Annotated in this window: 23 protein-coding genes; 8 read left to right on the forward strand and 15 right to left on the reverse strand. The window is 41.2% G+C overall.

Annotation, left to right across the window (positions count from 1 at the left end):
- Positions 1-73: 73 nt before the first annotated feature.
- The 7 genes from LCD32_RS02250 to LCD32_RS02280 form a co-directional block, all read right to left on the reverse strand.
- Positions 74-508 (reverse strand): terpene synthase, encoded by a 435-nt coding sequence (locus LCD32_RS02250; protein WP_224562643.1) that lies wholly within the window; start codon positions 506-508, stop codon positions 74-76.
- Between the two features lie 64 nt (positions 509-572).
- The gene (treR, locus tag LCD32_RS02255; RefSeq protein WP_007496585.1) at positions 573-1,289 is read right to left on the reverse strand and encodes a trehalose operon repressor; all 717 of its coding nucleotides are present in this window, start codon (positions 1,287-1,289) and stop codon (positions 573-575) included.
- A gap of 19 nt (positions 1,290-1,308) precedes the next feature.
- Positions 1,309-3,009, reverse strand: coding sequence for an alpha,alpha-phosphotrehalase (gene treC, locus LCD32_RS02260; RefSeq protein WP_224562644.1), 1,701 nt, complete (start codon positions 3,007-3,009; stop codon positions 1,309-1,311).
- 15 nt (positions 3,010-3,024) lie between these two features.
- Positions 3,025-4,458: a PTS system trehalose-specific EIIBC component gene (gene treP / locus LCD32_RS02265; RefSeq protein ID WP_017358785.1), complete on the reverse strand. Its 1,434-nt coding sequence runs from the start codon at positions 4,456-4,458 to the stop codon at positions 3,025-3,027.
- A 162-nt stretch (positions 4,459-4,620) separates the two neighbouring features.
- On the reverse strand, positions 4,621-5,007 hold the full coding sequence (locus LCD32_RS02270; RefSeq protein ID WP_008341761.1) for a DUF1992 domain-containing protein: 387 nt from the start codon (positions 5,005-5,007) through the stop codon (positions 4,621-4,623).
- Between the two features lie 82 nt (positions 5,008-5,089).
- Entirely contained in the window at positions 5,090-6,814 is a 1,725-nt protein-coding gene (locus LCD32_RS02275) for a methyl-accepting chemotaxis protein (protein ID WP_216943056.1), read from the reverse strand.
- A gap of 31 nt (positions 6,815-6,845) precedes the next feature.
- Complete coding sequence (locus LCD32_RS02280; RefSeq protein WP_216943055.1) at positions 6,846-8,504, reverse strand: pyridoxal phosphate-dependent decarboxylase family protein; 1,659 nt, start codon at positions 8,502-8,504, stop codon at positions 6,846-6,848.
- 578 nt (positions 8,505-9,082) lie between these two features.
- Here LCD32_RS02280 and LCD32_RS02285 point away from each other — a divergent pair.
- Both LCD32_RS02285 and LCD32_RS02290 read left to right on the forward strand, forming a co-directional pair.
- Positions 9,083-11,065 (forward strand): LTA synthase family protein, encoded by a 1,983-nt coding sequence (locus tag LCD32_RS02285; protein WP_017358781.1) that lies wholly within the window; start codon positions 9,083-9,085, stop codon positions 11,063-11,065.
- Between the two features lie 94 nt (positions 11,066-11,159).
- Positions 11,160-11,747 carry a YjgB family protein gene (locus LCD32_RS02290; RefSeq protein ID WP_224562646.1) on the forward strand — a complete coding sequence of 196 codons (588 nt, stop codon included), beginning with the start codon at positions 11,160-11,162 and terminating at the stop codon, positions 11,745-11,747.
- A gap of 61 nt (positions 11,748-11,808) precedes the next feature.
- Here LCD32_RS02290 and LCD32_RS02295 read toward each other — a convergent pair.
- Together LCD32_RS02295 and LCD32_RS02300 are read right to left on the reverse strand one after the other, a co-directional pair.
- Positions 11,809-12,962 (reverse strand): IS3 family transposase gene (locus LCD32_RS02295; protein ID WP_224562648.1). Its coding sequence is split into 2 segments (ribosomal slippage): positions 11,809-12,689 and positions 12,689-12,962, totalling 1,155 coding nucleotides; the frame shifts between segments, so codons are not numbered across the junction.
- Positions 12,963-13,081: 119 nt separating this feature from the next.
- On the reverse strand, positions 13,082-13,585 hold the full coding sequence (locus LCD32_RS02300) for a DoxX family protein (protein WP_017366814.1): 504 nt from the start codon (positions 13,583-13,585) through the stop codon (positions 13,082-13,084).
- A gap of 194 nt (positions 13,586-13,779) precedes the next feature.
- Between LCD32_RS02300 and LCD32_RS02305 the strand changes: the two genes are divergently transcribed.
- Positions 13,780-14,538 (forward strand): DUF817 domain-containing protein, encoded by a 759-nt coding sequence (locus LCD32_RS02305; protein ID WP_017366813.1) that lies wholly within the window; start codon positions 13,780-13,782, stop codon positions 14,536-14,538.
- Positions 14,539-14,556: 18 nt separating this feature from the next.
- Here LCD32_RS02305 and nagE read toward each other — a convergent pair whose 3' ends face one another.
- The gene (nagE, locus tag LCD32_RS02310; protein ID WP_041506612.1) at positions 14,557-15,921 is read right to left on the reverse strand and encodes an N-acetylglucosamine-specific PTS transporter subunit IIBC; all 1,365 of its coding nucleotides are present in this window, start codon (positions 15,919-15,921) and stop codon (positions 14,557-14,559) included.
- 179 nt (positions 15,922-16,100) lie between these two features.
- Between nagE and map the strand changes: the two genes are divergently transcribed.
- The 3 genes from map (at position 16,101) to LCD32_RS02325 (ending at position 17,407) form a co-directional block, all read left to right on the forward strand.
- Complete coding sequence (map, locus tag LCD32_RS02315) at positions 16,101-16,850, forward strand: type I methionyl aminopeptidase (RefSeq protein ID WP_008341769.1); 750 nt, start codon at positions 16,101-16,103, stop codon at positions 16,848-16,850.
- Positions 16,851-16,973: 123 nt separating this feature from the next.
- A complete protein-coding gene (locus tag LCD32_RS02320) occupies positions 16,974-17,135 on the forward strand; it encodes a hypothetical protein (protein WP_008341770.1) in 162 nt (53 codons plus the stop codon).
- A 134-nt stretch (positions 17,136-17,269) separates the two neighbouring features.
- Entirely contained in the window at positions 17,270-17,407 is a 138-nt protein-coding gene (locus LCD32_RS02325; RefSeq protein WP_008341771.1) for a YflJ family protein, read from the forward strand.
- Positions 17,408-17,448: 41 nt separating this feature from the next.
- On the opposite strand, the gene LCD32_RS02330 is transcribed toward LCD32_RS02325, so the two are convergent.
- Positions 17,449-18,099 (reverse strand): MOSC domain-containing protein, encoded by a 651-nt coding sequence (locus LCD32_RS02330; protein ID WP_060780871.1) that lies wholly within the window; start codon positions 18,097-18,099, stop codon positions 17,449-17,451.
- 123 nt (positions 18,100-18,222) lie between these two features.
- Here LCD32_RS02330 and LCD32_RS02335 point away from each other — a divergent pair, with 123 nt between their 5' ends.
- On the forward strand, positions 18,223-18,495 hold the full coding sequence (locus LCD32_RS02335) for an acylphosphatase (RefSeq protein WP_217228673.1): 273 nt from the start codon (positions 18,223-18,225) through the stop codon (positions 18,493-18,495).
- A gap of 14 nt (positions 18,496-18,509) precedes the next feature.
- On the opposite strand, the gene LCD32_RS02340 is transcribed toward LCD32_RS02335, so the two are convergent.
- The 3 genes from LCD32_RS02340 to LCD32_RS02350 all read right to left on the reverse strand — a co-directional run bounded on the left by LCD32_RS02340 (position 18,510) and on the right by LCD32_RS02350 (position 20,804).
- The gene (locus LCD32_RS02340) at positions 18,510-18,935 is read right to left on the reverse strand and encodes a hypothetical protein (protein ID WP_017358775.1); all 426 of its coding nucleotides are present in this window, start codon (positions 18,933-18,935) and stop codon (positions 18,510-18,512) included.
- A 100-nt stretch (positions 18,936-19,035) separates the two neighbouring features.
- Positions 19,036-20,142, reverse strand: coding sequence for a nitric oxide synthase oxygenase (locus LCD32_RS02345; RefSeq protein ID WP_048002729.1), 1,107 nt, complete (start codon positions 20,140-20,142; stop codon positions 19,036-19,038).
- A gap of 104 nt (positions 20,143-20,246) precedes the next feature.
- Positions 20,247-20,804, reverse strand: coding sequence for a PadR family transcriptional regulator (locus LCD32_RS02350; RefSeq protein WP_019743519.1), 558 nt, complete (start codon positions 20,802-20,804; stop codon positions 20,247-20,249).
- Between the two features lie 113 nt (positions 20,805-20,917).
- Here LCD32_RS02350 and LCD32_RS02355 point away from each other — a divergent pair, with 113 nt between their 5' ends.
- Positions 20,918-21,403 carry a phenolic acid decarboxylase gene (locus tag LCD32_RS02355; RefSeq protein WP_008341777.1) on the forward strand — a complete coding sequence of 162 codons (486 nt, stop codon included), beginning with the start codon at positions 20,918-20,920 and terminating at the stop codon, positions 21,401-21,403.
- Positions 21,404-21,476: 73 nt separating this feature from the next.
- On the opposite strand, the gene LCD32_RS02360 is transcribed toward LCD32_RS02355, so the two are convergent.
- On the reverse strand, positions 21,477-23,108 hold the full coding sequence (locus LCD32_RS02360; protein ID WP_224562650.1) for a M14 family metallocarboxypeptidase: 1,632 nt from the start codon (positions 23,106-23,108) through the stop codon (positions 21,477-21,479).
- Positions 23,109-23,132: the final 24 nt, after the last annotated feature.

Consider the following 23,132-nt stretch of genomic DNA (forward strand, 5'->3'; position numbering starts at 1 on the left):
CAATATACGAATCAAGATGTCTTCTTAAAAGAAAAGGACAGAGCTTCGGCTCTGTCCTTTTTCCATCTCACTATCAATCTTGGGATAAATACATCCAATGACGATCATCAAATTCTTTCACATCATCTGACCCTATATGACGCAGCATTCTATTAAAGAACATGATATCATCTTCATCATCAACGGCATATAAATCCTCTTGAACATATTCTCTCGTAATGAAATTCGTTAAGTTCGTGTTATTCACAAATTCAGCAAAGTACGATTTCACAAGGGTTAAATCTTCTTCACTTAATGTTTCATCACTGATAATTGAAATATGAAACACATTCAAAATCGCTTGAATGTCTTCTTCATCCATATAACATAATGGCTCTAATTTTCTATCTTCTTCCGTAAACGGTTTTCGCGTGTCTTCAATGATGACATAACATAAAATCCTGTGATCTTTCATCACGCTAAAAATTTCTAAATCTCGTAATTTGAGTGGTCTATTCAGTCTGATCATTTGTCCTCCTAGAATGTTGCTCTTGTTTCCCTACAACCTGAAATAGACAGAGCTTCGGCCCTGTCTACTTCTCTCTTCTAGCAAAATCCACGAATCTGAAACGATCTAGCCGGTGGCGGCTTTCAGTGTATTGGAATAGACTCGTATCCTCCAAGAACACATAATTTTTCACCACCACCACATGATCAAACCCGTTCAAATCAAGATACCTCTCATCTTCTTCAGTACATGGCTCGACCACAAATTCCTTTTGTGCGTAGCTAATCGAAACCCCAAGTTCTCCTTCAATATACTCGTAGATCGATCCTTCACAAATGTCCTTAGACAAGACCTGCACATGTTTTTGCAAAAAGTAATCTTTGTCTAAAATGACTTCTTCTCCGCTAATATTGCGAGAGCGAATGACTTCCCAAACGTCCTCCTGCCCACTGATTTTCAGCTGAGACTGAATATACTGATCTGGCTTGATTAAACCGAACTCATGAACCGTTGTTACCGTCTTGCGTCCAAGCGTTTGGGAAAGCTCTTTAAAGCTGACAAGACCCGAAACTGGGAACTGCATTTTCTCTCGATTCAGCAATACTGAGCCTTTCCCACGAATTTTTTGGATATAGCCATTTTGCACAAGGATGTTTAATGCCTTTCTCACCGTCTCACGGGATGTGTCATACATGACAGACAGCTCATGTTCTGATGGGAGGATGCCTTTATCCTGCCATTCACCTTGTTCAATTCGTCTTGCGAGCTGATCATAGATCACTCGAAACTTATTCTCTTTCATTTTCCTTCCGCCCCATTTACTAGCGTTTGGTTAAATGATAAACGATTGACTCATATGGGCGCAACGTAAATCCCTTGATATCTGCCGGCACATCCTCATAATTGGACAGCAGGACTTGCCCTTTCATGTCATTGACATCCTTTGCAAACTCATCTGGAAGTGTAAAGTCCGTCTCGCCTGCATAAAAATGGTTGATCACGAGAATCTTCTCATCTTTGCCTTCTCGCACATACGCAAACACCTTTGGATCATCTGAAAGCAGTAAAGTAAAGCTGCCATAGGTGATCACATCAAGTTCTTTGCGAAGTCTGCAAAGGGCTTGATAATGATAAAAAATCGACGTCTCTTCTTTTAATGCAGCTTCTACTGAAATATCGTTTTGAGCTGGTTCAATCCAAGGCGTACCTTTTGAGAACCCCACATTTTTTTCCGACGTCCATTGCATAGGTGTCCTTGCGTTATCTCTTGATTTGACCTGTAAAATCGCCAAAGCTTCTTCCTTTGTTTTCCCTTTTTCAAGCATGACTTCGTACATATTGAGTGATTCGATATCGCGGTATGACGAAATGTCCTCAAAGCGAGGATTCTTCATCCCAATTTCTTCACCTTGATAAATATAAGGAGTGCCTTGCATCAAATGAATGGTGGTCGCCAGCATCTTCGCCGATTGCTGATGGTACGTGCCATCATCACCGTATCTAGACACGATGCGTGGCTGATCATGGTTGCACCAAAAGAGTGCGTTCCAGCCGCCGCCCTCATGCATTTTCGTCTGCCATTCTGACAGAATTGATTTCAACTCTAGAAAATCAAATGGCGCAATGGCCCACTTTTCACCGTTAGGATAGTCGACTTTTAAATGATGAAAATTAAACGTCATATCCAGCTCCTGCCGATCAGGTCTTGTATACCGAATACAGTCTGCAATATTCGTTGAAGACATTTCCCCCACGGTCATGCTATCGTATTTCGAAAACACTTCCTGGTTCATTTCATGCAAAAATTCATGAATTCTCGGCCCATCTGTATAGTACATACGTCCATCACCTTGCACTGATTGCCCGGCATCATCTAAAAAGCGTTGATCCTTTGAAATGTTATTGATGACATCCAGTCTGAATCCATCGATCCCTTTTTCAAACCAAAAGTGCATGATGTCATATACTTTCCTGCGCACTTCATCATGTTCCCAGTTGAGGTCTGCCTGGGTAACATCATATAAATGAAGATAATAGTCACCTGTCGCTTCATCTAATTCCCACGCTGGCCCGCCAAACTTTGACTGCCAGTCATTCGGAGGAGAGCCGTCCGCTTTCGGCTCCTTCCAAATATAATAGTCTCGATACGGGTTCTCCTTCGACTCTCGGGAGGCTTGAAACCACTCATGGAAAATCGACGTATGGTTCACGGCTAGATCCATGATGACACGGATCCCTCGTTCATGTGCTTCTTTCAGCATGTGTTCAAAATCAGCCATTGTGCCGTACATGTCATGTATTTTTGTATAATCACTAATATCATAACCATTGTCATGCTGTGGTGACTCATACATAGGGGTCAGCCAAATACAATCCGCCCCTAGCTCTTTAATATAGTCGAGCTTTTTCGTCACGCCATTGATATCACCTGTACCAGAGCCTGTTGTGTCTAAAAAGCTCTTCGGATAGATTTGATAGACCACGGCTTTTTTCCACCACGGTTCGTTTGTTTGTTGATTCAATTTCCTTCACCACCACTAGTTAAGTTCTTGTGATACATCCTTCTTTTTAAGTTTTGCATATAAAAGGGTACCAATGAATGGGACGATCAGCACAATCACCATTCCGATGGCAAATGCCCCCCAATATTTCGGAATGATCGAGAAGATTCCTGGAATGCCTCCAACGCCGACTGAACTTGCCAGTACCCCTTGTGAGGCAATAAACATACCAGCTATCCCTGAACTGATCAGGGCAAAAATAAACGGGAATCTATAGCGCAAGTTCACCCCAAACATCGCCGGTTCAGTAATGCCCAAGTAAGCAGAAATACTTGATGTCAGCGAGAGCCCTTTTTGCTTTTCATCTTTTAAGACAAACATCATCGCAAGTGCCGCTGATCCTTGAGCAATATTAGACAAGGCGAGCATTGGCCATAGGAACGTGCCGTGCAGTTTTGAGTTAATCAGCTGAATATCGACTGCTAGGAACGTATGATGCATCCCTGTAATGACTAACGCTGCATACAATCCGCCATATAAAAGGCCGCCAAGTGCTGCGAATTGCTGGAATACAGTGACGAGTCCAGATGTTAATACGTTTCCGATCGCAAATGTAACGGGACCAATGACGATAAATGATAAAAATCCAATGAGTAGTAATGTAATTGGTGCAACAACTAACAACTGAATACTTTCAGGTGTCCGCTTTGTAATAAATAATTCGAGCTTTGCGAGTAAATAGGAGGCGACAAGTATCGGAAGAACCTGCCCTTGGTAACCTACCTTTTGTACTTCAAGTCCAAACAAATTCCAGACAGGAATGTCACCTGTCTTTTCCGCCGCTCCATATCCCCACGCATTCAACAGATCTGGATGTACAAGCATCAGTCCGAGGACCATCCCTAAAAGTGGATTACCTCCAAACCGCTTGACAGCCGACCAGCCGATTAATGCTGGCAAAAAGGTAAAGGCAGTACCTGCAATCAAGTTGATCATATTTGCTAAATCCGCCCATGCCGGATACACATCCACAATGGATTTTTGATCAAAGAAAATATCAGGAGCTGTTAAAATATTATTAATCCCCATCAATAAACCGGCTGTCACGATAGCTGGAAGGATTGGAATGAAGATATCTGCAAGCGTCTTCACCGCACGCTGAAGTGGGTTTAATTTCTGATCAGAGGCACGCTTGACGTCCTCTTTTGTCGCTTCGCCGATTCCCGTCTGTTTGACCATTTCGGCATAAACCCGATTCACCACTCCTTGACCAATGACCACTTGGTATTGGCCATTCGCTGAGAAAGATCCCTTCACTTCATCAATTTGTTCTAGTGCTTTCTCATCCACCTTACCTTCATCTTTTAGCACAAAACGAAGTCTTGTCACACAATGTGTGGCTTGATCAATGTTTTCTTTGCCGCCAATGGCTTTCACAATCTGATCTGCCGCTGCCTGATAATCAGCCATGCTATCCCCTCCGAGATCGTTTTTTTATAAGAAAAAAGAATCAAAACTTGTATATACATGTTCACTTCATATTTTATATTTGTATATACATGTAGTCAATAAGAAAATGTAGCGCTTTCATAAAAAAAGCTCCCTCAATGTGCTCAAAGAGGCAGCGTGTCATCATCTTTTTTTATGCTCCGTTAGTTTTTCGTAGACCCTATTCTTATAAAAGGAGGAGGCTGGTCGAGCAAACGTTTGGCGCTTGGATGTGAGTTCATCAAGGCGTTTTTGTTTTTCCTCACATACGAGAGAGAGTTTTTTTCTTTCTTCTCCATCTATACTCGTTTTCAGTAACTCTTTGACCGTCATTAGTTCTTTTTTCAAAGCTGTTTCTTCCCCTGCAAAGCCAGCATTTTTCATGATTCGATAGCCCATCCTCAGTTCTTCAGGTACATGAGCAGCATCATCCTTTGGCAGAGGTTTCCCAAAACCTGCTAGTCCTTCAAAAGCTCCATGGTCCATCGCCTTTTTGATCCGTTCTTCTGACAATCTCTGCGCAAAATCCATGACACGTCTCCTTTCAGATCGTCTGATATTTTGGTTAAGCATAGCAAAAAAGCTGACTCTCTCACAAGAGCCAGCTTTCTCGTTATTTTTTGTCGATTTTAAAAGTAGATACCATTTGTGCCAAGTCCTCTGACATGTCAGAGAGCTGTTCAATCGCACTTGAAATTTGCTGCATGCCAGCACTTTGCTGTTCTGTTGCTGCCGCTACTTCTTGAGAGCTTGCCGCATGTTCTTCTGACACGACCGAAATTTGTTCAATCGATGTAGAAATTGTTTGATAAGCTCGTTCTACCTGCTTAATAGATTGAAGCAAATTGTTCGTTCTGCTTGCAAATTGAGACACTCCATCATAAATACCAGCGAAGTTCTGCGAGGTGCCTTTCATTTGCTCACGGCCTTCTTCCACTGCTTTACTGCTTTCCTCCACGCTTTCAAGGACACGCTGACTATTTTCCTGTGTGCCAATGACTAAGTCTGAGACCGTTTTAGCTGCATCAGCTGACTGTTCAGCTAACTTACGGACTTCATCAGCCACAACAGCAAATCCTTTTCCTTCTTCTCCTACACGTGCGGCTTCAATAGAAGCATTCAGTGCAAGCAGATTCGTTTGCGCTGAAATGTCCGTAATAATGGAGATGACACTTTCAATTTCTGTTGAATGTGATTGCAATTCTTCTGCCGCCTGCTTTGAGCTTGTCATCATGTCGTGTAACATGTTGAGATGTTCAAGCACATGCTGCACCAATTTTTGACCAGATTCTGACTGCTCTTGTACTTCTGATGAAACAGATTTCATTTCATCCACTTCTTTTGTCACGCCTTCGATTTGAGTATCAATTTCCGCAACAGATGTTGTGCAGTCTGTAATGTTTGCGACTGAATCATTGATTCCTTCACTCATATTCGTCATCGCTTCTGACACTTGTTGTGCACTTTGACTAGATTCCGTTGTCACTGTGCGAAGCTGTGAAGACATTTTCGACACTTCACTTGATGAGTTTGAGATCTTTCCAATAAGCTCTTTGATCCGTCCCTGCATTTTCTGGAAGGAAGCCGCTAATTGACCGATCTCATCTTGACTTTGAACTTCTACCATGCCAGTTAAATCACCATCTGCAATTCGATCCGCTGATTCCATTAATGAACGTGCTGGTTTTGCAATTCTTCTTCCCATGAAGAATGAGAAGAGTAATCCGCCGATGAGCACAATCGCAGATGCTACTGTGATATAAATTGTCAACTTTTTCGTTGTTGCTGGAACAACAGACGCATCTAAGTCAATTCCTAAAATCCCCGTGAGTTCACCGCCTGAATCTTTAATTGGTAAAAAGACGGATTTATGAGTCCCATACGAATCAACATAAATGTCACTTTTGACCATTTTATCTTCAGAAAGAGCTTGTTTCATTTCATCTGAAAAGACATAATCTTGATCAAAATCATTGTCTTCCCCTGTTAGTACGATGATTCTTTCTTTGCCGCCCTTATTTGATAACACGTATAAGTTCTCAAGCGTATGATCTTTTTGTAGTTCTGTGAATTTCTTTTTGATCTCCACATAAATGGGATCATCCTTCCCGCTAATGCTAAGGACATTTCCATCAATATTATCGATTTCTTTTTTCGCTGTATCAATATCTGTTGTTAATCGATAATCAAATTGCTTTAATAATTGGGAAGATAAATCCTGGCTAACTAAATAAAATGTTAGAACGAATAATGCAACGGTTGCGAGTAATGTTACGACAACGACTGACATGATTTTGGAGGATATCGTAAGTCCTCCAAACTTCCTTTGTTTCGCCATTTTTTTCTACATCTCCACTCTCAATTTTAATTTAAGCCTCTACACTTTCAAATTGTCCACAAACAGATGCAATGACATCTTTTAAATAAGATACGATATGAGGGATATGCTCCGGTAACGTATAAGGTGAAATCACAAAAAATTTACTCACACTTAGATAGAATTCTTGACCTTCTTTGGCATTGACTTGTAAAAACTTCGTTGTATCACCAAAGAACATTTCGTCTCTTTTCTCTCCAAGCTTTTCAAAGAGGATTTTGTTCAAATCATTGTTGCGCTCAATTTCCATAGCAGTTGCTTCTCCAGATATTTCTTCCTTAAAACGAGGAGAGCCGTCTAGGTAAATTCTAAACAATGTAGCCATTCCGACATTGTCATCATTGACGACTTCTGCTTGTGGAATTTCCTGACGAAGTGCTTCTCTAAATGCAAGGTTCACCTCTAAAAATTGACCGAGCAAGCGCTGGTATCCTTCAACTCCAAACGTTAGCAGCACACTTAGCATGCTGATGGAGCTTCCCATTCTTGAACATTCCAGTGTATAACCCGTATGGTATTCGCCGTAGCCTCTATGTCCAACATATGGTGTCTCTTGTTCTTCCAGATCTAAACGCTTTAAGTCAGCAGCGTTTTTCACTAAGAATAAACTAGATGTGTATGGTGTTTGTCCGAGTTTTTGAAAGTCAAAACACATCGTGTCAGCAAGAGAAAGATGCTGGAATTTCGCTTTGATTTCTTTTAGCATACGAAGAACACCGTCTGAGAATTGCAGCGGGTTTTCAGATACATCATACTCATTAAAGAAAGCAAAGAATCCACCAAGCGCCGAATCTGCATGAATATGCGGCACCTTGAGACCATACTTCTCAGCAATGGCTTCTGCCGTTTCACGCACCCCTTTTACATCATCAATTGCAATGGCATCTGTTGTTCCGGTTGTTGCCACAATATAAACGGGAATTCCGCCATTTTGGGCAACACGTTCCATTTGACAACGCAAATCTTCCATATCCATCGAATGATCTTTATTCGTCTTAATTCTGATTAAGTTGTCTGTGCCAATCCCTGTTGCTTCCATTGACTTAAATAAGCTGTAATGTGCTGCATCAGAACAAAACGCATAAAGATTTTGCGGGACGCCTTTTCGTAATGACTCCGGTGCAACTTTCGCAATCGCTAAACGAAGCCCCGAGAAAATAGCCCCTTGACCTCCCCATGTTGTGTAGCCCCCGCTCACATTTGGATCATATCCGATGAGCTTAGACATCATTGAGACCACTCTGACCTCAGCTTCTGCGCCTGCTGGTCCATACACATCCCATAGGTTGTTTCCGTTAACCAGCATAGCCGTCAGCATGCCTAGAATTCCTGGTGTACTTGCCATTGGCAAAATGTTCGTGAAGAAATACTTCGTGTGGTATGGATGATTATGTAAAAGCTTCAGTAATTCTTCATTCACAAGTTCCGCTTGTTGTCCGTTCATCGGAATTTGACTTGTTTCAGTGAGCTTTTTGTAAAAGTCCTCCTCGCGATTCTTTTCACCTTTTAGGTGAGCACGGTTCGGATCCTTCAGGTCATCGACCCCTGAAATGATCTGTTCCATTAATTTAATGAGTTCTTTCCGCTCTTCTGCATTTCCGTCCTCACTCGGAAACCAGTTCTGAACGAGGTTCTGTGCTCGTACAGTCATATACTATCAATCCTTTCAATGGAAGATTTCCTGTCACTGTCTATATCGACCCCGTTTCAAAAGTTTATAGTGTCGAACTGTTCACTTAAGTATATTTAGATAATTTGTTCACCCGTCAAAACGAATAAAACCCTTACAATACACATCAAAACCATTATGTTTGTGAAACAACAATATATATCAATATACTTTCTTGAAGGAATTATTATCCAGACAATTCAGCGGTTTATTCATTCATTTTTTTTACTTAACCTGCATAAACATTAATAAACACTGGAAATACGCCTAAATACACCATTGTAGAAATCAAATTAATTCTTTAGACTTGTGTCTTTTTACCTGTTTTATTGATATAGCAACAGGAAAAATACAGAATTTTCTGTAATTATTAGGATGAATTTCACAAAAAGTTTTTCGGAGATCGAATATTTTCGATGTCTTCCCAACTCTAGCTCGGACAGGCTGCCTTAGGTGCTCACCGGTTATGACTTTTCTATTTGTGCATTTCATGGTATATTCTAATGGTTCGTTTTCTTTCGTTCCGCCTCTTCCGTTTAACGGAGAAAAGGAGTGTTTAAATGAAAACATTTATTCAAAAAAGGGGCCTCGGCTTCTTTGTAATTGCAGCCATCTTGTTATGGCTCAAGACGTATACAGCTTATTTAATCGAATTTAAACTTGGTATATCAAATGTGCTTCAGCATATTTTGCTTTTTGTGAATCCTATTAGCTCCAGCTTGTTCTTTCTTGGCTTTGCTTTATTGTTCAAGAAAAAATGGCAGCCTGCCGCTATCATTGTGATTCACTTTTTCATGTCTTTTTTACTTTACGCAAACATCGTGTACTATCGATTCTTCAATGACTTTATCACGCTGCCTACAGTGATGCAGGCAGGAACGAATGGCGGACAATTAGGTGATAGTGCATTTTCACTCATGCGTTGGACTGATATGTTTTACTTTCTCGATACCATCATCTTGATCGTACTCGCAGTCCGCATGAAAAGACAGCAGCAAACAAGTACAGCGACTGTACCTGTTCAAAAAACAAAATCGTTTAGACTCGTTCTTGTGTCCTCTGTTCTGATCTTTGTTGTCAACTTAATCGCAGCAGAAATTGATCGCCCAGAGCTTTTATCAAGATCGTTCGACCGCAATTATTTAGTCAAATACTTGGGTGCTTATAATTTTACGGTGTTTGATGCCATTCAAAATGTGAAATCAAACAGCCAGCGTGCCCTGGCAAATTCAAGTGACGTAACAGATGTAGAGAATTATCTAAAGGCGAACAGCGCTGATCCTAACCCAGCTTATTACGGGAAAGCGAAAGGCATGAACGTCATTACAATTTCTCTTGAATCACTGCAAAACTTTGTCATTGATTACAAAGTGAATGGAAAAGAGGTCACTCCTTTCCTCAATTCATTAGCCCATGACAACAAAACGTTTTATTTTGATAACTTCTTCCATCAAACAGGACAAGGAAAGACATCTGATGCGGAATTTATGATGGATACGGGGCTTTTCCCATTATCACAAGGCTCTGTGTTTATTAACAAAGCTCAAAACACATATCAGGCGCTTCCTGGCATTTTGAAAAAGGACCAATACACGTCCGCTGAATTCCACGGAAATACGAAAACGTTCTGGAACCGAAATGAAATGTTTAAGTCCTTTGGATATGACAGATTTTACGATTCTGAGTACTACGATATGAATGAACAAGATACGAAGAACTATGGATTGAAAGACAAACCGTTCTTCAAAGAATCCATGCCAATGCTTGAAAATCTGAAACAGCCGTTTTATTCGAAATTCATTACGCTGTCAAACCACTTCCCATTTGGTATGGATGAAGGTGATACTGATTTTGAACCTGGCGACTTCGGAGACTCCGTCGTTGATAACTACTTCCAATCTGCTCATTATTTAGATGAAGCCATTGAACAGTTCTTTAATGACTTGAAGAAATCCGGTCTCTATGACAATACCGTCGTCATTATGTACGGTGACCATTACGGCATTTCAGAAAACCATAATGAAGCGATGGAAAAAGTGACTGGCGAAAAAATTGGAGATTATGAAAATGCCCAGCTTATGCGTGTGCCGCTCTTTATCCATGTGCCAGGCGTAAAAGGCGGACAGATTCATAAATACTCTGGTGAAGTGGATGTTGCGCCTACCCTTCTCCACCTGCTCGGAGATGATACGAAGAACTATTTAATGTCTGGTTCTGATATCTTATCGAAGAACTTTAAAGAGCTTGTGCCATTTAGAAATGGAGACTTCGTGTCGAAGGACTACACGAAAGTAGGCAACAACTATTACAGCAACAAAACAGGTGAAAAAATCGAGCCGACTGAAAAGGCATCACAAGAAAACGAAACGGTGAAAAAGATGTTAGAGACATCTGATAAGATTGTCACGGAAGATTTACTCCGTTTCTACAAACCTAAAGGCTTTACACCAATTGAGCGCAATGATTATGACTACACAAAGAAAGTACAGGATGAAAAAGATTCCTCTTCCGCCAAAGATGAATCCAGCTCGTCTTCCAAATAACTTTCTCTTTTAAAGCCCCAGCCATCAGCTGGGGCTTTTTACGTTTGATACACATGGCACCGGGTATAGTTGAAGAAGGAGGGATTGATTAATCATGAAAAAAACAGCAGCTTTTGTCGTGACCGCTTCACTCGCTTCTTCCACCTTATTCGGTTTTAGCCCGGCGATTTCAGCGCACACCATGACCCAAACGCAGACAGAACAGTCCATTCCTCAAGGTCCGAAAGCAGCGCTAAACAGCATCTATCAGCTGGCGCATAAAGGACAAATGCCATACTATGCAGAAGGACTCAAAATAGGGGTTCAAACAAAAAAAGACGTACGGCATAAACTAGGACAGCCTTATCCAGAAACGGGTCAAAGCGGCTTTGATTTGTATCATGCTGAGATGGGCAACCCTGGATTTGCTTTTCACTATGACAAAAAAGGCAAGATTAACGAAATCCGTTATTTTGGAACAAATGTAGAAAAAGAAACGAATATCGGAGGAATGACTCCTTCCCTATTAAAGAAACAGCTTGGACCAGCAGATTCAGTCAGCACCATCCCACAAACAAAAGAGAAAAAATACGTTTATCAGACCGGTGATTATGAGCTCGAATTTATCGTCGGACATGATCCAGATATCAGTCAGCACGAGCTGACTGTGGTGCATATTAACCTCATCAAAGCCGGTTCCTAAATAAAAAGCATCCTGAATTTTGGGACTGACCCCCGTTTTTGAGACAGGGATCAAAACACCTTTATGAAACAGCCAATTGCCGATAGTTTATCGGTGATTGGTTGTTTAGTTTCGTTTGAATACGAATGTTGTTATAATAATAAATGTATTCTTTGACAGTGCGTTCTACGATGGTGGTCGTAGTGCGATCAATCCTGTTAAGATAGAACGTTTCAGACTTTAGTGAGGAATGAAACGATTCGATGGAGGCATTATCAGCGGGCGTCCCTTTACGGGACATGCTCATGGTAATGCCTTTTATATGAACAGCTTTCTGATACTCGTAAGATGTATACACAGAACCTTGATCGCTATGTAACACGCAATTCTCAGGAAGTGCTGGGAGCTGATTAAGTGTGTTTAAGATAAAGTCTGTGTCCTGCTTATCACCAATTGTAAAAGCAATCACTTCTCCATTATATAAATCCAATATACTGGAAAGGTACAATTGTTTCTGTCCATAAGGCAAATACGTGATGTCCGTGACTAGTTTTTCAAGAGGGCGATCAGACTGAAAATTCCGATCCAGTATATTACCAGCCACGGCATAGGGCTGCCCATTCTTCTTACGCTTTTTCATTTTAACCCGGCATTGCCACTGGTTTTTCTGCATGATACGTTGAACAGTTTTATGGTTAATACGCATTCCCATTTTTAGTATGGCTGTGATTTTCCGATAACCATATCGATATTTGTGCTTTCGGCACAACGTGCCGACCTGTTTCTCTAGTTGTCTTTTAGAATGATTCTGAGTCAGATTCTTTTTCCATCTATAATACGAAGTGCGTGAGATGCCTAAATGGACACAGATGTCCTGTACCGTCATCGTTTTGCACAATTCATCTACCAGTTTGCTTGACGTTTCCTTATCAACTTCCTTTCCAATTCGTTGTACTTTTTTAAAACCTCATTCTGTTGACTCAAATAGCGATTTTCTGCCTGAAGTCTCTCTAATTCTGAAGAGTACTCGGGACCCTTTCCATAGGTATATTGTTTTCCAACAGGTTGTTCGAACCTGTGTGTATCCCCAGTTTTATGCCATCTCACCCATGTCTGAACCTGCGTCTTATTCTTGATATTCAATTCCTGCATGATCTCTTTCATAGGTACGCCTGCCAATCTCATTTCTACAGCCTTCTGTTTGACTTCAACCGGATAACTCACTCTTGTCCCCATAGAAAAAACACCTCCATGTTTTATTTCGGATCACAACGATCCGTTTTCAAACTTAAAGGTGTTTTTTATTTGTCTCATCTTTTGGGGTCAGTCCCTTTTGCTCAGGATGCTTTTCTTTATTATGATGCCACTTCTAAATGCGGCTTTCTTTTCAGTTTTCGCTTAAGGACTGGACCTGCTACATAATCAAGACCAAATTTTCCGGCATTTCCTTTCGCTGCTATGATAAAGACGGCGATCAGAAGAAGAAGCGGGTTAACAGAGACGGTTCCAGCTAGTAAGAAAGAGACATTCATCACGCTTCCAAAAAAGGCTGCTGTTGTTGTGAACAATCCAACAATTAGTCCTAGACCAACTAAGATTTCTCCCCACATGACCATGACACTGAAGAGTCCGGCATTTGGCAACGCGACATTTTCTAAAAACCAGACATAGAACGGATAAACAAGATGTCCATCTTTCACAACAGGTTCAGCTATGGCAAATTGCAAATATCCTGATGCATCGAATCCGCCTGTTAGTTTTCCAATACCAGATGTCAGCCAAGTCCATCCGATATAAAGTCTTGCTGCCAAAAGGATAACCGCTGCCCATACATTCGTTTGTAAGAATTTTGTAAACATGATGATGCCTCCTTTTAAATTATGTGAAATATTTCACATTTTCTTTATGATCTTATTATACTACTTAATATACATTTGTGATCCTTTTCACATATATATTCACAAATTGTTCATGAATATCTAGTTGAGGTAAACTTTTCTCTTGTTATCACCGTCTAAGTTATTTCAGACAGTGAAAAGGGGTTACATTTTGTATGAAAACATTATTTCATTTTGCTTATTTACAGGCCATCTCTTGTCTATTTCCTGTCATGATCTTTACGGCGCTTGCCCTATCAAAGGTCGTGTCTATTCCTTTTCTTCATCGATATGATTTTATTCTTCTGCTTTGCCTCATGGCACAGCTTCTCATGCTGATGCTGCGGCTTGAGACACTGACAGAGTTGAAGGTTATTTGTCTCTTTCATGTGATTGGAATAGGCTTAGAAATCTACAAAGTACATATGGGTTCATGGTCCTATCCTGAAGAAGCTTATACGAAAATTTTTGGGGTTCCGCTCTATAGCGGCTTTATGTATGCGAGTGTGGCAAGCTATATTTATCAGGCACTGACTCGGCTTCGCGTGAAGGTGAATGCGTGGCCTCACCCGTTTCTTTCAGTGGGGATCAGTTTATGTATTTATCTCAATTTCTTTACTCATCACTGGATTTATGATCTACGCTGGTGGCTGACATTACTCCTAGTGGTTGTGTTTCGAAAAACAACCGTTTCCTTTCAGGTCGGTTCATCGATCTTTCGTATGCCGCTTGTTATCTCGTTTTTACTGATTGGCTTTTTTATTTGGGTGGCCGAAAATGTCACGACCTTTTTAGGAGCATGGCAATATCCAAATCAGCAGCATGCTTGGTCTCTCGTCCATCTTGGTAAAATCAGTTCATGGTTTTTACTTGTTGTCATCAGCATTGTACTGGTGATCGAACAGCGAAAACAAAAAAACGTTCAGCCCATTTGATCTGGCTGAACGCTTTTTTTAGTCCTGAGCGACTTCCTTACGAAGATCATCGGCGACAAATTCAACATTTGTTCCAATGATGATTTGTACGGAAGTTTTTCCTGACGTCAGTACCCCTTTGGCACCTGCTTTTTTCAATGTACCTTCATTTAATAAATTGGTATCTTCTACTGTTAAACGAAGACGGGTCGCACAATGGTCAATTGTGGTGATATTGTCTTTGCCGCCTAGTCCCTCTACGAGCATACTTGCTCCGGCAGTATGTGTATCATCCCCTGGGATATCTTCGATGTCATCATCTTCCCTGCCCGGTGTTTTTAGCTTTAACAATTTAATCAGGAAATAGAAAACAACAAAGTAAATTACGCCATAGATGACCCCAACCACAAGTAACAGAATGGGCTTTTGCGCAATTCCAAAACTTAAAACGTAATCAATCGCACCGGCTGAAAAAGCGAAACCGCTATGAATGCCTAAGGTGTTGACAATAAAGAGCGAAAGACCAGTTAATATCGCATGAACACCATATAAAAGTGGAGATAAAAACATAAATGAGAATTCAATTGGTTCTGTGATTCCTGTAATAAATGACGTCAGTGCCATTCCAATCATAAGACCGGCTGTTGCTTTTCGTTTTTCAGGCTTTGCGGTTACAACCATCGCGAGACATGCCGCCGGCAGCCCAAACATCATCACTGGGAAGAAACCAGTCATAAAGACACCTGCACTTGGATCTCCTTTGAAGAACCGCGCTAAATCACCTGTCGCTCCGCTGAATTCACCGAATTGAAACCAAAATAGATTATTCAACACATGGTGAAGTCCTAATGGAATGAGCAAGCGGTTAAAGAAGCCAAACAGCCCGGCACCCGTTGCTCCAAGACTTAAAATCCACTCTCCCAAATCATTGATCACACTTTGAATTGGAGGCCATACATATCCAAAAACGGCTGCTAATAGAATGGTAAAAAGTGCTGTCATAATTGGCACAAGCCGTCTTCCACTAAAGAAACCTAAGTATTCCGGCAGTTTCGTGTCCTTAAATTTATTGTAAACGTAACCTGCCAAAAGTCCGCACAAAATACCACCCAATACCCCCATATTGTTGGTCGAATTGATCGACGTGGTACCAGCTGACAAAATAAAATAAGAGATCGCTCCTGATAACGCCGCTGCCCCGTTACCGTCCTTTGAAATACCAATCGCTACACCCATAGCAAAAATTAAAGCCAAATTCGCAAAAATTGCATTTCCTGCCGCATGAATAAACGGGATGTTGAATACATCTTCACGCCCAATAGCCAAAATGATACCCGCTGCAGGAAGCACAGCGATTGGAAGCATAAATGATTTTCCTAACTTTTGAAAAAACTGAAACACCATCTTATTTCTCCCCCCTTCGTCATCATCATGAACAAATCTCTCATGATGTTCATAAAAAATATATCATATGCACATCTAGTTATCTATACCAATTTGTCCACATCTCACCCTTTACTCTTTTGGCGTAAAATGTGGTAAGCTATTGAATAGAATGAAGTTATAGAAAGCGGGAATGAACAGTGATTGTCAAACATGATCATGAGTTAGAAGCCTTAAAAAAAGTCGGCCGAATTGTCGCTTTGGCAAGAGAAGAAATGAAAAGCCAAGCGAAACCAGGCATGTCTACAAAAGAATTAGATTTGATTGGGAAAAAAATATTAGAAGAGCATGGAGCCAATTCAGCTCCTGAAAAAGAATATGATTTCCCCGGTACGACTTGCATCAGTGTCAATGATGAAGTCGCACATGGCATTCCAAGTGAAAAAACCATTTTACAAGAGGGCGACCTCATTAATATTGATATCTCAGCAGAGCTTGATGGATATTATTCCGATACTGGGATTTCATTCGTTTTAGGTACAGGAGATGCTCGTCTTGAAGCATTATGCCAGTGTGCAGAGGATGCATTCCTTGAAGGATTAAAGCATGCGAAAGCCGGTAAAAGACAAAATCAAATTGGCCGTGCGGTCTACAATACAGCGAAAGAACAAGGATTTACCGTCATTAAGAACTTGACAGGACACGGTATTGGGAAAAGCCTGCATGAAGCACCTAACCATATTTTGAACTATTATGATCCATTCGATAATGCTTTGTTTAAGAATGGGACAGTCATCGCCTTTGAACCTTTTATTTCAACAAATGCTGAATCGATATATCAAGCGGATGACGGCTGGACATTTAAAACACCTGATAAGAGCCTGGTCGCACAGATTGAACATACGATTGTGATCACAAAAGACGAACCGATTATTTTAACAAAGCTGTAAGCAAGCGGGTCCCTTCCTTCACTGGAGGGGATTTTTTCATGCCCGTTTCACGAATCTGTCACGACTAAACAAAAATGCCTGTGGTAAAATAGGCAAAGATATGCGAAAGGGGTCTTATTTGATATGTGGTTCATCATCATCGGTGTTATCTTCTTTATTGAAAGTATTATTTTAACGGTTGTAGGTATTAAGAAAAAACAATCCATGATGACCTACCTCGGGATTGTCATCATGATTATGACAGTCGGCATGATCATCGTTACCCTCAACCCGCCAAATTCATAAATGATTATTTCCAGCATATACATGGATCATAGGCAGATAGAATCAGTTTTCATTTCTAAACACCTGCACACTTTTCACGTCCTTTTTTGAGATGTTACAATGCAGGCAGTTTCCATTGAAAGGAGTTTTCTATCATGCATTATGGTAGCAAAGGCTGGTATGTCGAAGAATTAAAGAAGCTTGGTGTGACCAAGCATGAAGGAAGAAAGCTTCAAAGCTTTAAAACTTATTTCCTTGCAAATCTTCTTGAGCAAAAGAAAACGAGCTCTTAAATGTTGAAAAGCCGTACATCCATAGCAGATGTACGGCTTTTTTATATGGGCTGAACACGCTTTTCTAAAGACTTCCTGACCACATCTGCTAAGGCATCTACTTCAAGAACTGCTTTCAACCTGTTTTGATCTACTTGACGGTATTTGACTTCATTGACTTCGTGGACTGTGATGGGATGGGGCGCTTTTTCGACTAACACAAGAGCTTCATCAGGAGAGACCATTCCTTCTTTCAGCACACGCAAATAAAAACCGGTATATCCCGTTTGCTGCACTTCCTTCACAAGCTTCATGTTTCCATGCTTAAGAGAGAGCTTCACACACGGCTGTCTTGGCTGGCTGACCTCAACAATCGCTTCCCCAAACTGAAATACATCTCCAATACGGACTTCTGTCTCTACAAGCTGATGCACGGTCACATTCTCACCGAAGGCTGCCTCCTGTAACGGCACCCCTAAAAATTGCTCAAAATAAGTATAGTGATCATATGGAAAGACGCAAATGGCTTTATCATCACCTCCGTGATGGACCAAATCACCTTGGCCATCTCCATCAAAATTGAGCTTACTCAAATAAACAGGCTCGTGAATACGCTTTTTGTTGATGGCTGTTTTGATTTCTTTACCATTCACATAGGTGGTGATAGGTTGTCCTACTTGAATTCCTTCGATGTCGTACCTTGTCTGCCCCACTCTCGCCATCTCCTTTGATTGTCTGATTGCCTTTTATTTTACATGGTTTGACAGTCAAATCATAGTCGGTACGTGAAGGAATGAGGCAGGTTATGGTACGATGAGAAAAAAGGAGAGATGACATTGGTTCATTATCACGCTATTGTAAAAGGACGAGTGCAAGGAGTCGGTTTTCGATATTTTGTTCAAGGAGAAGCCGTCAATCGAGGGATAAAAGGCTGGGTACGCAACACAGATGAGGGTCACGTGGAGTTAAAAGTAGAAGGAGAGCAGCAGGAGGTGTTTGACTTTTTAGAGACCGTTCGTAAAGGTAGTCCTTTTTCAAAAGTCACACATATGGACATGAAGCCGCTCACCAAGTTCGCCCATTATCAAGACTTTCGGATTAGAGGATAGTTGATGTGTACTCTTTATTTCACAACAGTAAATGGGTTTGCAACATCATAACCAATCAAGGTTGTACGTGAAGCATCTTTGTAGAGACTCACATGAACATCATAGTTGGCTGACCCACTGTTAGGAAGTAATAAACGAGTAGGTGCTGCGAAAGCGTTTTGTCCAGAGATAGACCCTTCGTGTGTAAAGACTGGTGTCACTGGGAAAGTAAGTTTTCGAATAGCAGCTGTATAATAAAGTGTTTCATTTGTTGTTGCGGTCATGTTGACGTTGACCTGAGGATGGAGCGAAGTATAAGTTGAACGATCGGTTGTCACCTTTAAATCGATGACATTCTGAACCATTGTTCCAGTAGTTGCTTTAGCTCTTTCATTACCTAGTGGTAGAAATCCGTTGAAACTGAATACAGCCAAAAATATGAGCAACGTTATTTTTTTCATCTATATTCCCCCTTTTTGATTTCACCGACATTAAACCATCATTTTCCAAATTAAACAACATTCAAAAGACTCATTTCATACAAAAAAACCTAGCTTTTCGCTAGGCTCTTTCCGTCCCGTGGTATGGTTTTTCCTGATAAAAATAATTCGGTTTCACGATCGTATTGTCATAGTGACGATGGAAGATATGCGTAGCAGCTGGTGATACTGGCGGAATCAGCCATGTCCAATCACCAGTCAGCTTACGGTCAGCCTTTTCTTCCTGTTTTTCAAATTGTTTGAACTGATGGGCAGCTGTATGATGATCCACAATGGTCACCCCTGCCTCGCGATAAGAGTGCAGAACCGCGACATTCAACTCGACAATGGCTTTGTCCTTCCAAAGTGACGCATTCTTTGTCATGTCCAGTCCTAAAATAGAAGCGACTTTTTTCAGCATATTGTAGCGGTTTTCGTCAGCTAGATTTCGTGCGCCAATTTCTGTTCCCATATACCATCCATTAAACGGTGCCGCATTGTAATGAATGCCGCCAATTTCTAATTTCATATCAGCAATAATCGGAACAGCATACCATTTCAGTCCTAAATCACCGAACCCATCATATTCAGGATGAGTGATCTCTACCTCTTGAACGATCTCTTTCGGAAGATCATACAGAACCGGCGGCTGATCTTTTAGCTGAAACATCAGTGGCAGAAGGTCAAAATGCGTGCCTTCGCCTTTCCAGCCATGCGCTTCACACAACTTGGTTAATTCAAGTGATGCCTCGTCCCCAATGATGCCATATTCCGACTCATATCCCGCATAACGAACGAGTTGATGATTATAAATAACGACTTCCTTCCGTCCCTTATTCTCTGGTGGGAAGATGGTAATGGACGGTTTGATTTTACCCCCATTTGTCGCATACTCAATATGATGAAAGAGTGCCTCTTTCACCTCATCTTCTGTTGTCACGTGCCGGCAGTCATGCACATGCAGTGTTGACCAAAACAAGCGCCCAATGCACCGGTTGCTGTTGCGCCATGCCATTTTTGCCCCGTGAGCTAATTCTTCCTGCGTATGAGTATACATACCGTCAGACTCAATTTCTTTTTTTATTTCATGCAGACGTGCTGCTTTTTCTTCATTTGACTTGCCTAATTCTTCATAGCATACAGAAATAAAAGCTTCTGCTTCATTCCACAACGCTTCTTGGTTACTCAAACATACTCGCCTCACTTTAATACGAATATATCCATTGTAGCGGTTTCTATTGATAAATTCACTTGTTTCAAACCATTTTTTATCATATCGTGCGACGATTGTCCTTAGACAATGGATGAATCAATGACTTCAAGGGTCTTTTGGAGCCAGCGAACATACCCTTTTTCCCTTTCGATTGCTCTTGTCAGTACTAAATAATGCCCGAATTGTGTTGAATGCAGTGATTGGGCAGATGGATCTTCTTCTGTTAAAATATTCAGTTTCTGTTCAAGCATCTCCACTTTCTTTGTTCGCTCCTGCAGCTGATGTGAGAAGAGACCGACCGCTTCTTTTTGATCCATAGATGAGATAAAGAACGTTTTTAACATAAATTCATCTTTTGTTGTGTCTGGAATCGGGCCTTTTTTCCTTAACCACTCATGCAGTTCTCTTTTTCCTGCATCAGTGATTTGATAAACCTTCTTCTCTAGCTTCTTTCCTTGTATGTGAATATCAAATTCAATAAAACCCTCTTCTGTTAGCCGCTTTAATTCAGGGTATATTTGACTATGCTTCGCACTCCAAAACTGTCCAAGGGAATCTTCAAAGTGTTTCTTCATATCGTATCCCGTCAGCTCACGCTGATCTAGTAAGCCAAGAATGGCATATTTCAGTACTCTCATGACATGCCTCCAACGCATATTCTTTGACAATAGTATACCATACACCCTAAAATAAACATGTAAATCATGACATGTTTGAAACAACATCATTTTAATTGAAAGAAGGAATAAACATGGATCAATTCGTTGGACTTCATATGATTTATACGTATGAAAATGGCTGGGAATATGAGATTTACATTAAAAATGATCACACCATTGATTACCGCATTCATAGCGGAATGGTTGGAGGCCGCTGGGTTCGTGATCAAGAAGTGAATATTGTGAAGCTGACAAAAGGGGTATACAAAGTTTCCTGGACGGAACCGACTGGGACAGACGTGTCTTTAAACTTTATGCCTGAGGAGAAACGCATGCATGGGGTCATTTTCTTCCCAAAATGGGTGCATGAACGTCCAGATATCACCGTTTGCTATCAAAATGACTATATCGACCTCATGAAAGAATCCCGTGAAAAATATGAAACCTATCCGAAGTATGTCGTACCAGAATTCGCAGACATTACGTACATCCACCATGCTGGGGTAAACGATGAAACGATTATCGCAGAAGCACCGTATGAAGGCATGACCGATGAGATCAGAGCTGGACGAAAATAGAAAAAGCGGCACGCACTGTGCCGCTTCTAGGATGGTTGACAAAGGACTAAAATGAACTTGATTTTAGTCCTTTTTATTTTATACCTAACGTCTTTTGAGATAACAGGAATCGGTAAACTGGTAGTTCATCGCCTACTTTTGATGCAATAAAACCTGATGACATATAGCTGTCTTTTGATTCTGGTTCAAGGGCAAGTGACAACAAATTGGTCTCTGGCTGTGCAGTCACATATACCTTTGTTCCTTTTGGCAGCTGACGTTTCTTTTCAACGAGTCTCGTTTCAAGCTGAATATCTGTTTTGCTTGTTTCCACTCGTTTTGTTACCTGATAGGCTTGTACAGGTACTTTCATGCCAACAGGAAGTGTCACACTTTTTAACCCTAAAGTTCTGAGCTTTCTATCTACTCCTTCATGTCCTGGGAGAATAAGATAAGCTGTCGGCCGTTCTCTTGTCAATACAGGAACCGCATCACTTGCACTATGAAAACGTACCGGGACATTGGTGGTTTGTCCTTTCTCAATATCCACCATTTCAAGTGAATCGTTCACAGGCGCCTTGAAAGCATCTTGAATGACCACTTGATCATCATCGTTTGATTGAAGACCTTTTTTCACAAGTTTCAGCCGCTCCGTCACCATTTGCTGCTTCACCTGCTTGGCATGCTTCACTGTTGTCTCAATGATTTTTTCATGAGTGGTGACTTGTGCTGCCACGCGCCGGGTAAAGTCCTCTCTGCCAATTCCAATCCCCCTACTTTCTACAAGAAATGAAATAGCTGGTGAAAGCGCTAGGGCATTTCGGCCAATTCGTGCATCAGTTCCGCCTTCATAAAGATCGATTTTTCCGTCCTTCCCTCTTGTGTTTGTATAATATAAATCGTTGGAAAATCCCTTATTCGTCAATGTTTCACGCACTCCGTTGACGTACAATTCATTTGACGTGAAACGAATACTTTCAGGAATGTTCAAATTCTTACCGGATAATATCAGCAAATCGTGATACTTGAGTGCACCTGATGCACCGATGTCTTCAAACTGCTTTTGACCAACATCATATTCATGGGCATCGATGACGACCTCGGGCGCAAAGCGATTAAATTCTTGATGAAGGGCTGTCAGCTCTGGAGATTCTAGTGTCATGTGGTCACGGTTGCCATCCATTCCGTTTGCAAGCCTGCGGTCAAATGCATAAGAACCATCTGGATTGATTCTTGGAACAATGATGACGTTGACATGGCTCAGTATACGCTCTCCTTCATCACCTGCTAGTCGTTTGGCGATGACAAGGGCAGATTCACCGGAGGCTGGTTCATTTCCGTGTATTTGTGCTTGAAGCCAGATCGTTGGCTTTTTTGACAGTGGAGAGATGTGACGATCCTTTGTAAAATAGAGGGCTGGAATGGATCTGCCTTCAATGGATGTTCCAATCTGTTTCTGCGTGGCGTAAGGACTTTTACTGACAATGTCACGTAAAAAATCTTGAAGCTCTTCTTGTGTGGTAAATGCTTCTCCTTTTTTCTGAAAGGCAGGGGTATCAAACGTTTCGTCAGGCTCAGGATACAGTTTTTGAACCGAGGCTGGCTGCTCATAGCTTTTTCCATAATAAGGGGTCTCTGCATTCGCTGAAGCTGGTGTCACCATCGACAAACTTCCTCCCATGAGGCATACAGCAGCAAAAAGAATGGTACTTTTCTGTTTGGACATGCTATCCTCTCCCTTCGTTGATTT

The sequence above is a fragment of the Bacillus sp. RSS_NA_20 genome, assembly GCF_020165915.1.
Classification (GTDB): domain Bacteria; phylum Bacillota; class Bacilli; order Bacillales; family Bacillaceae; genus Bacillus; species Bacillus altitudinis.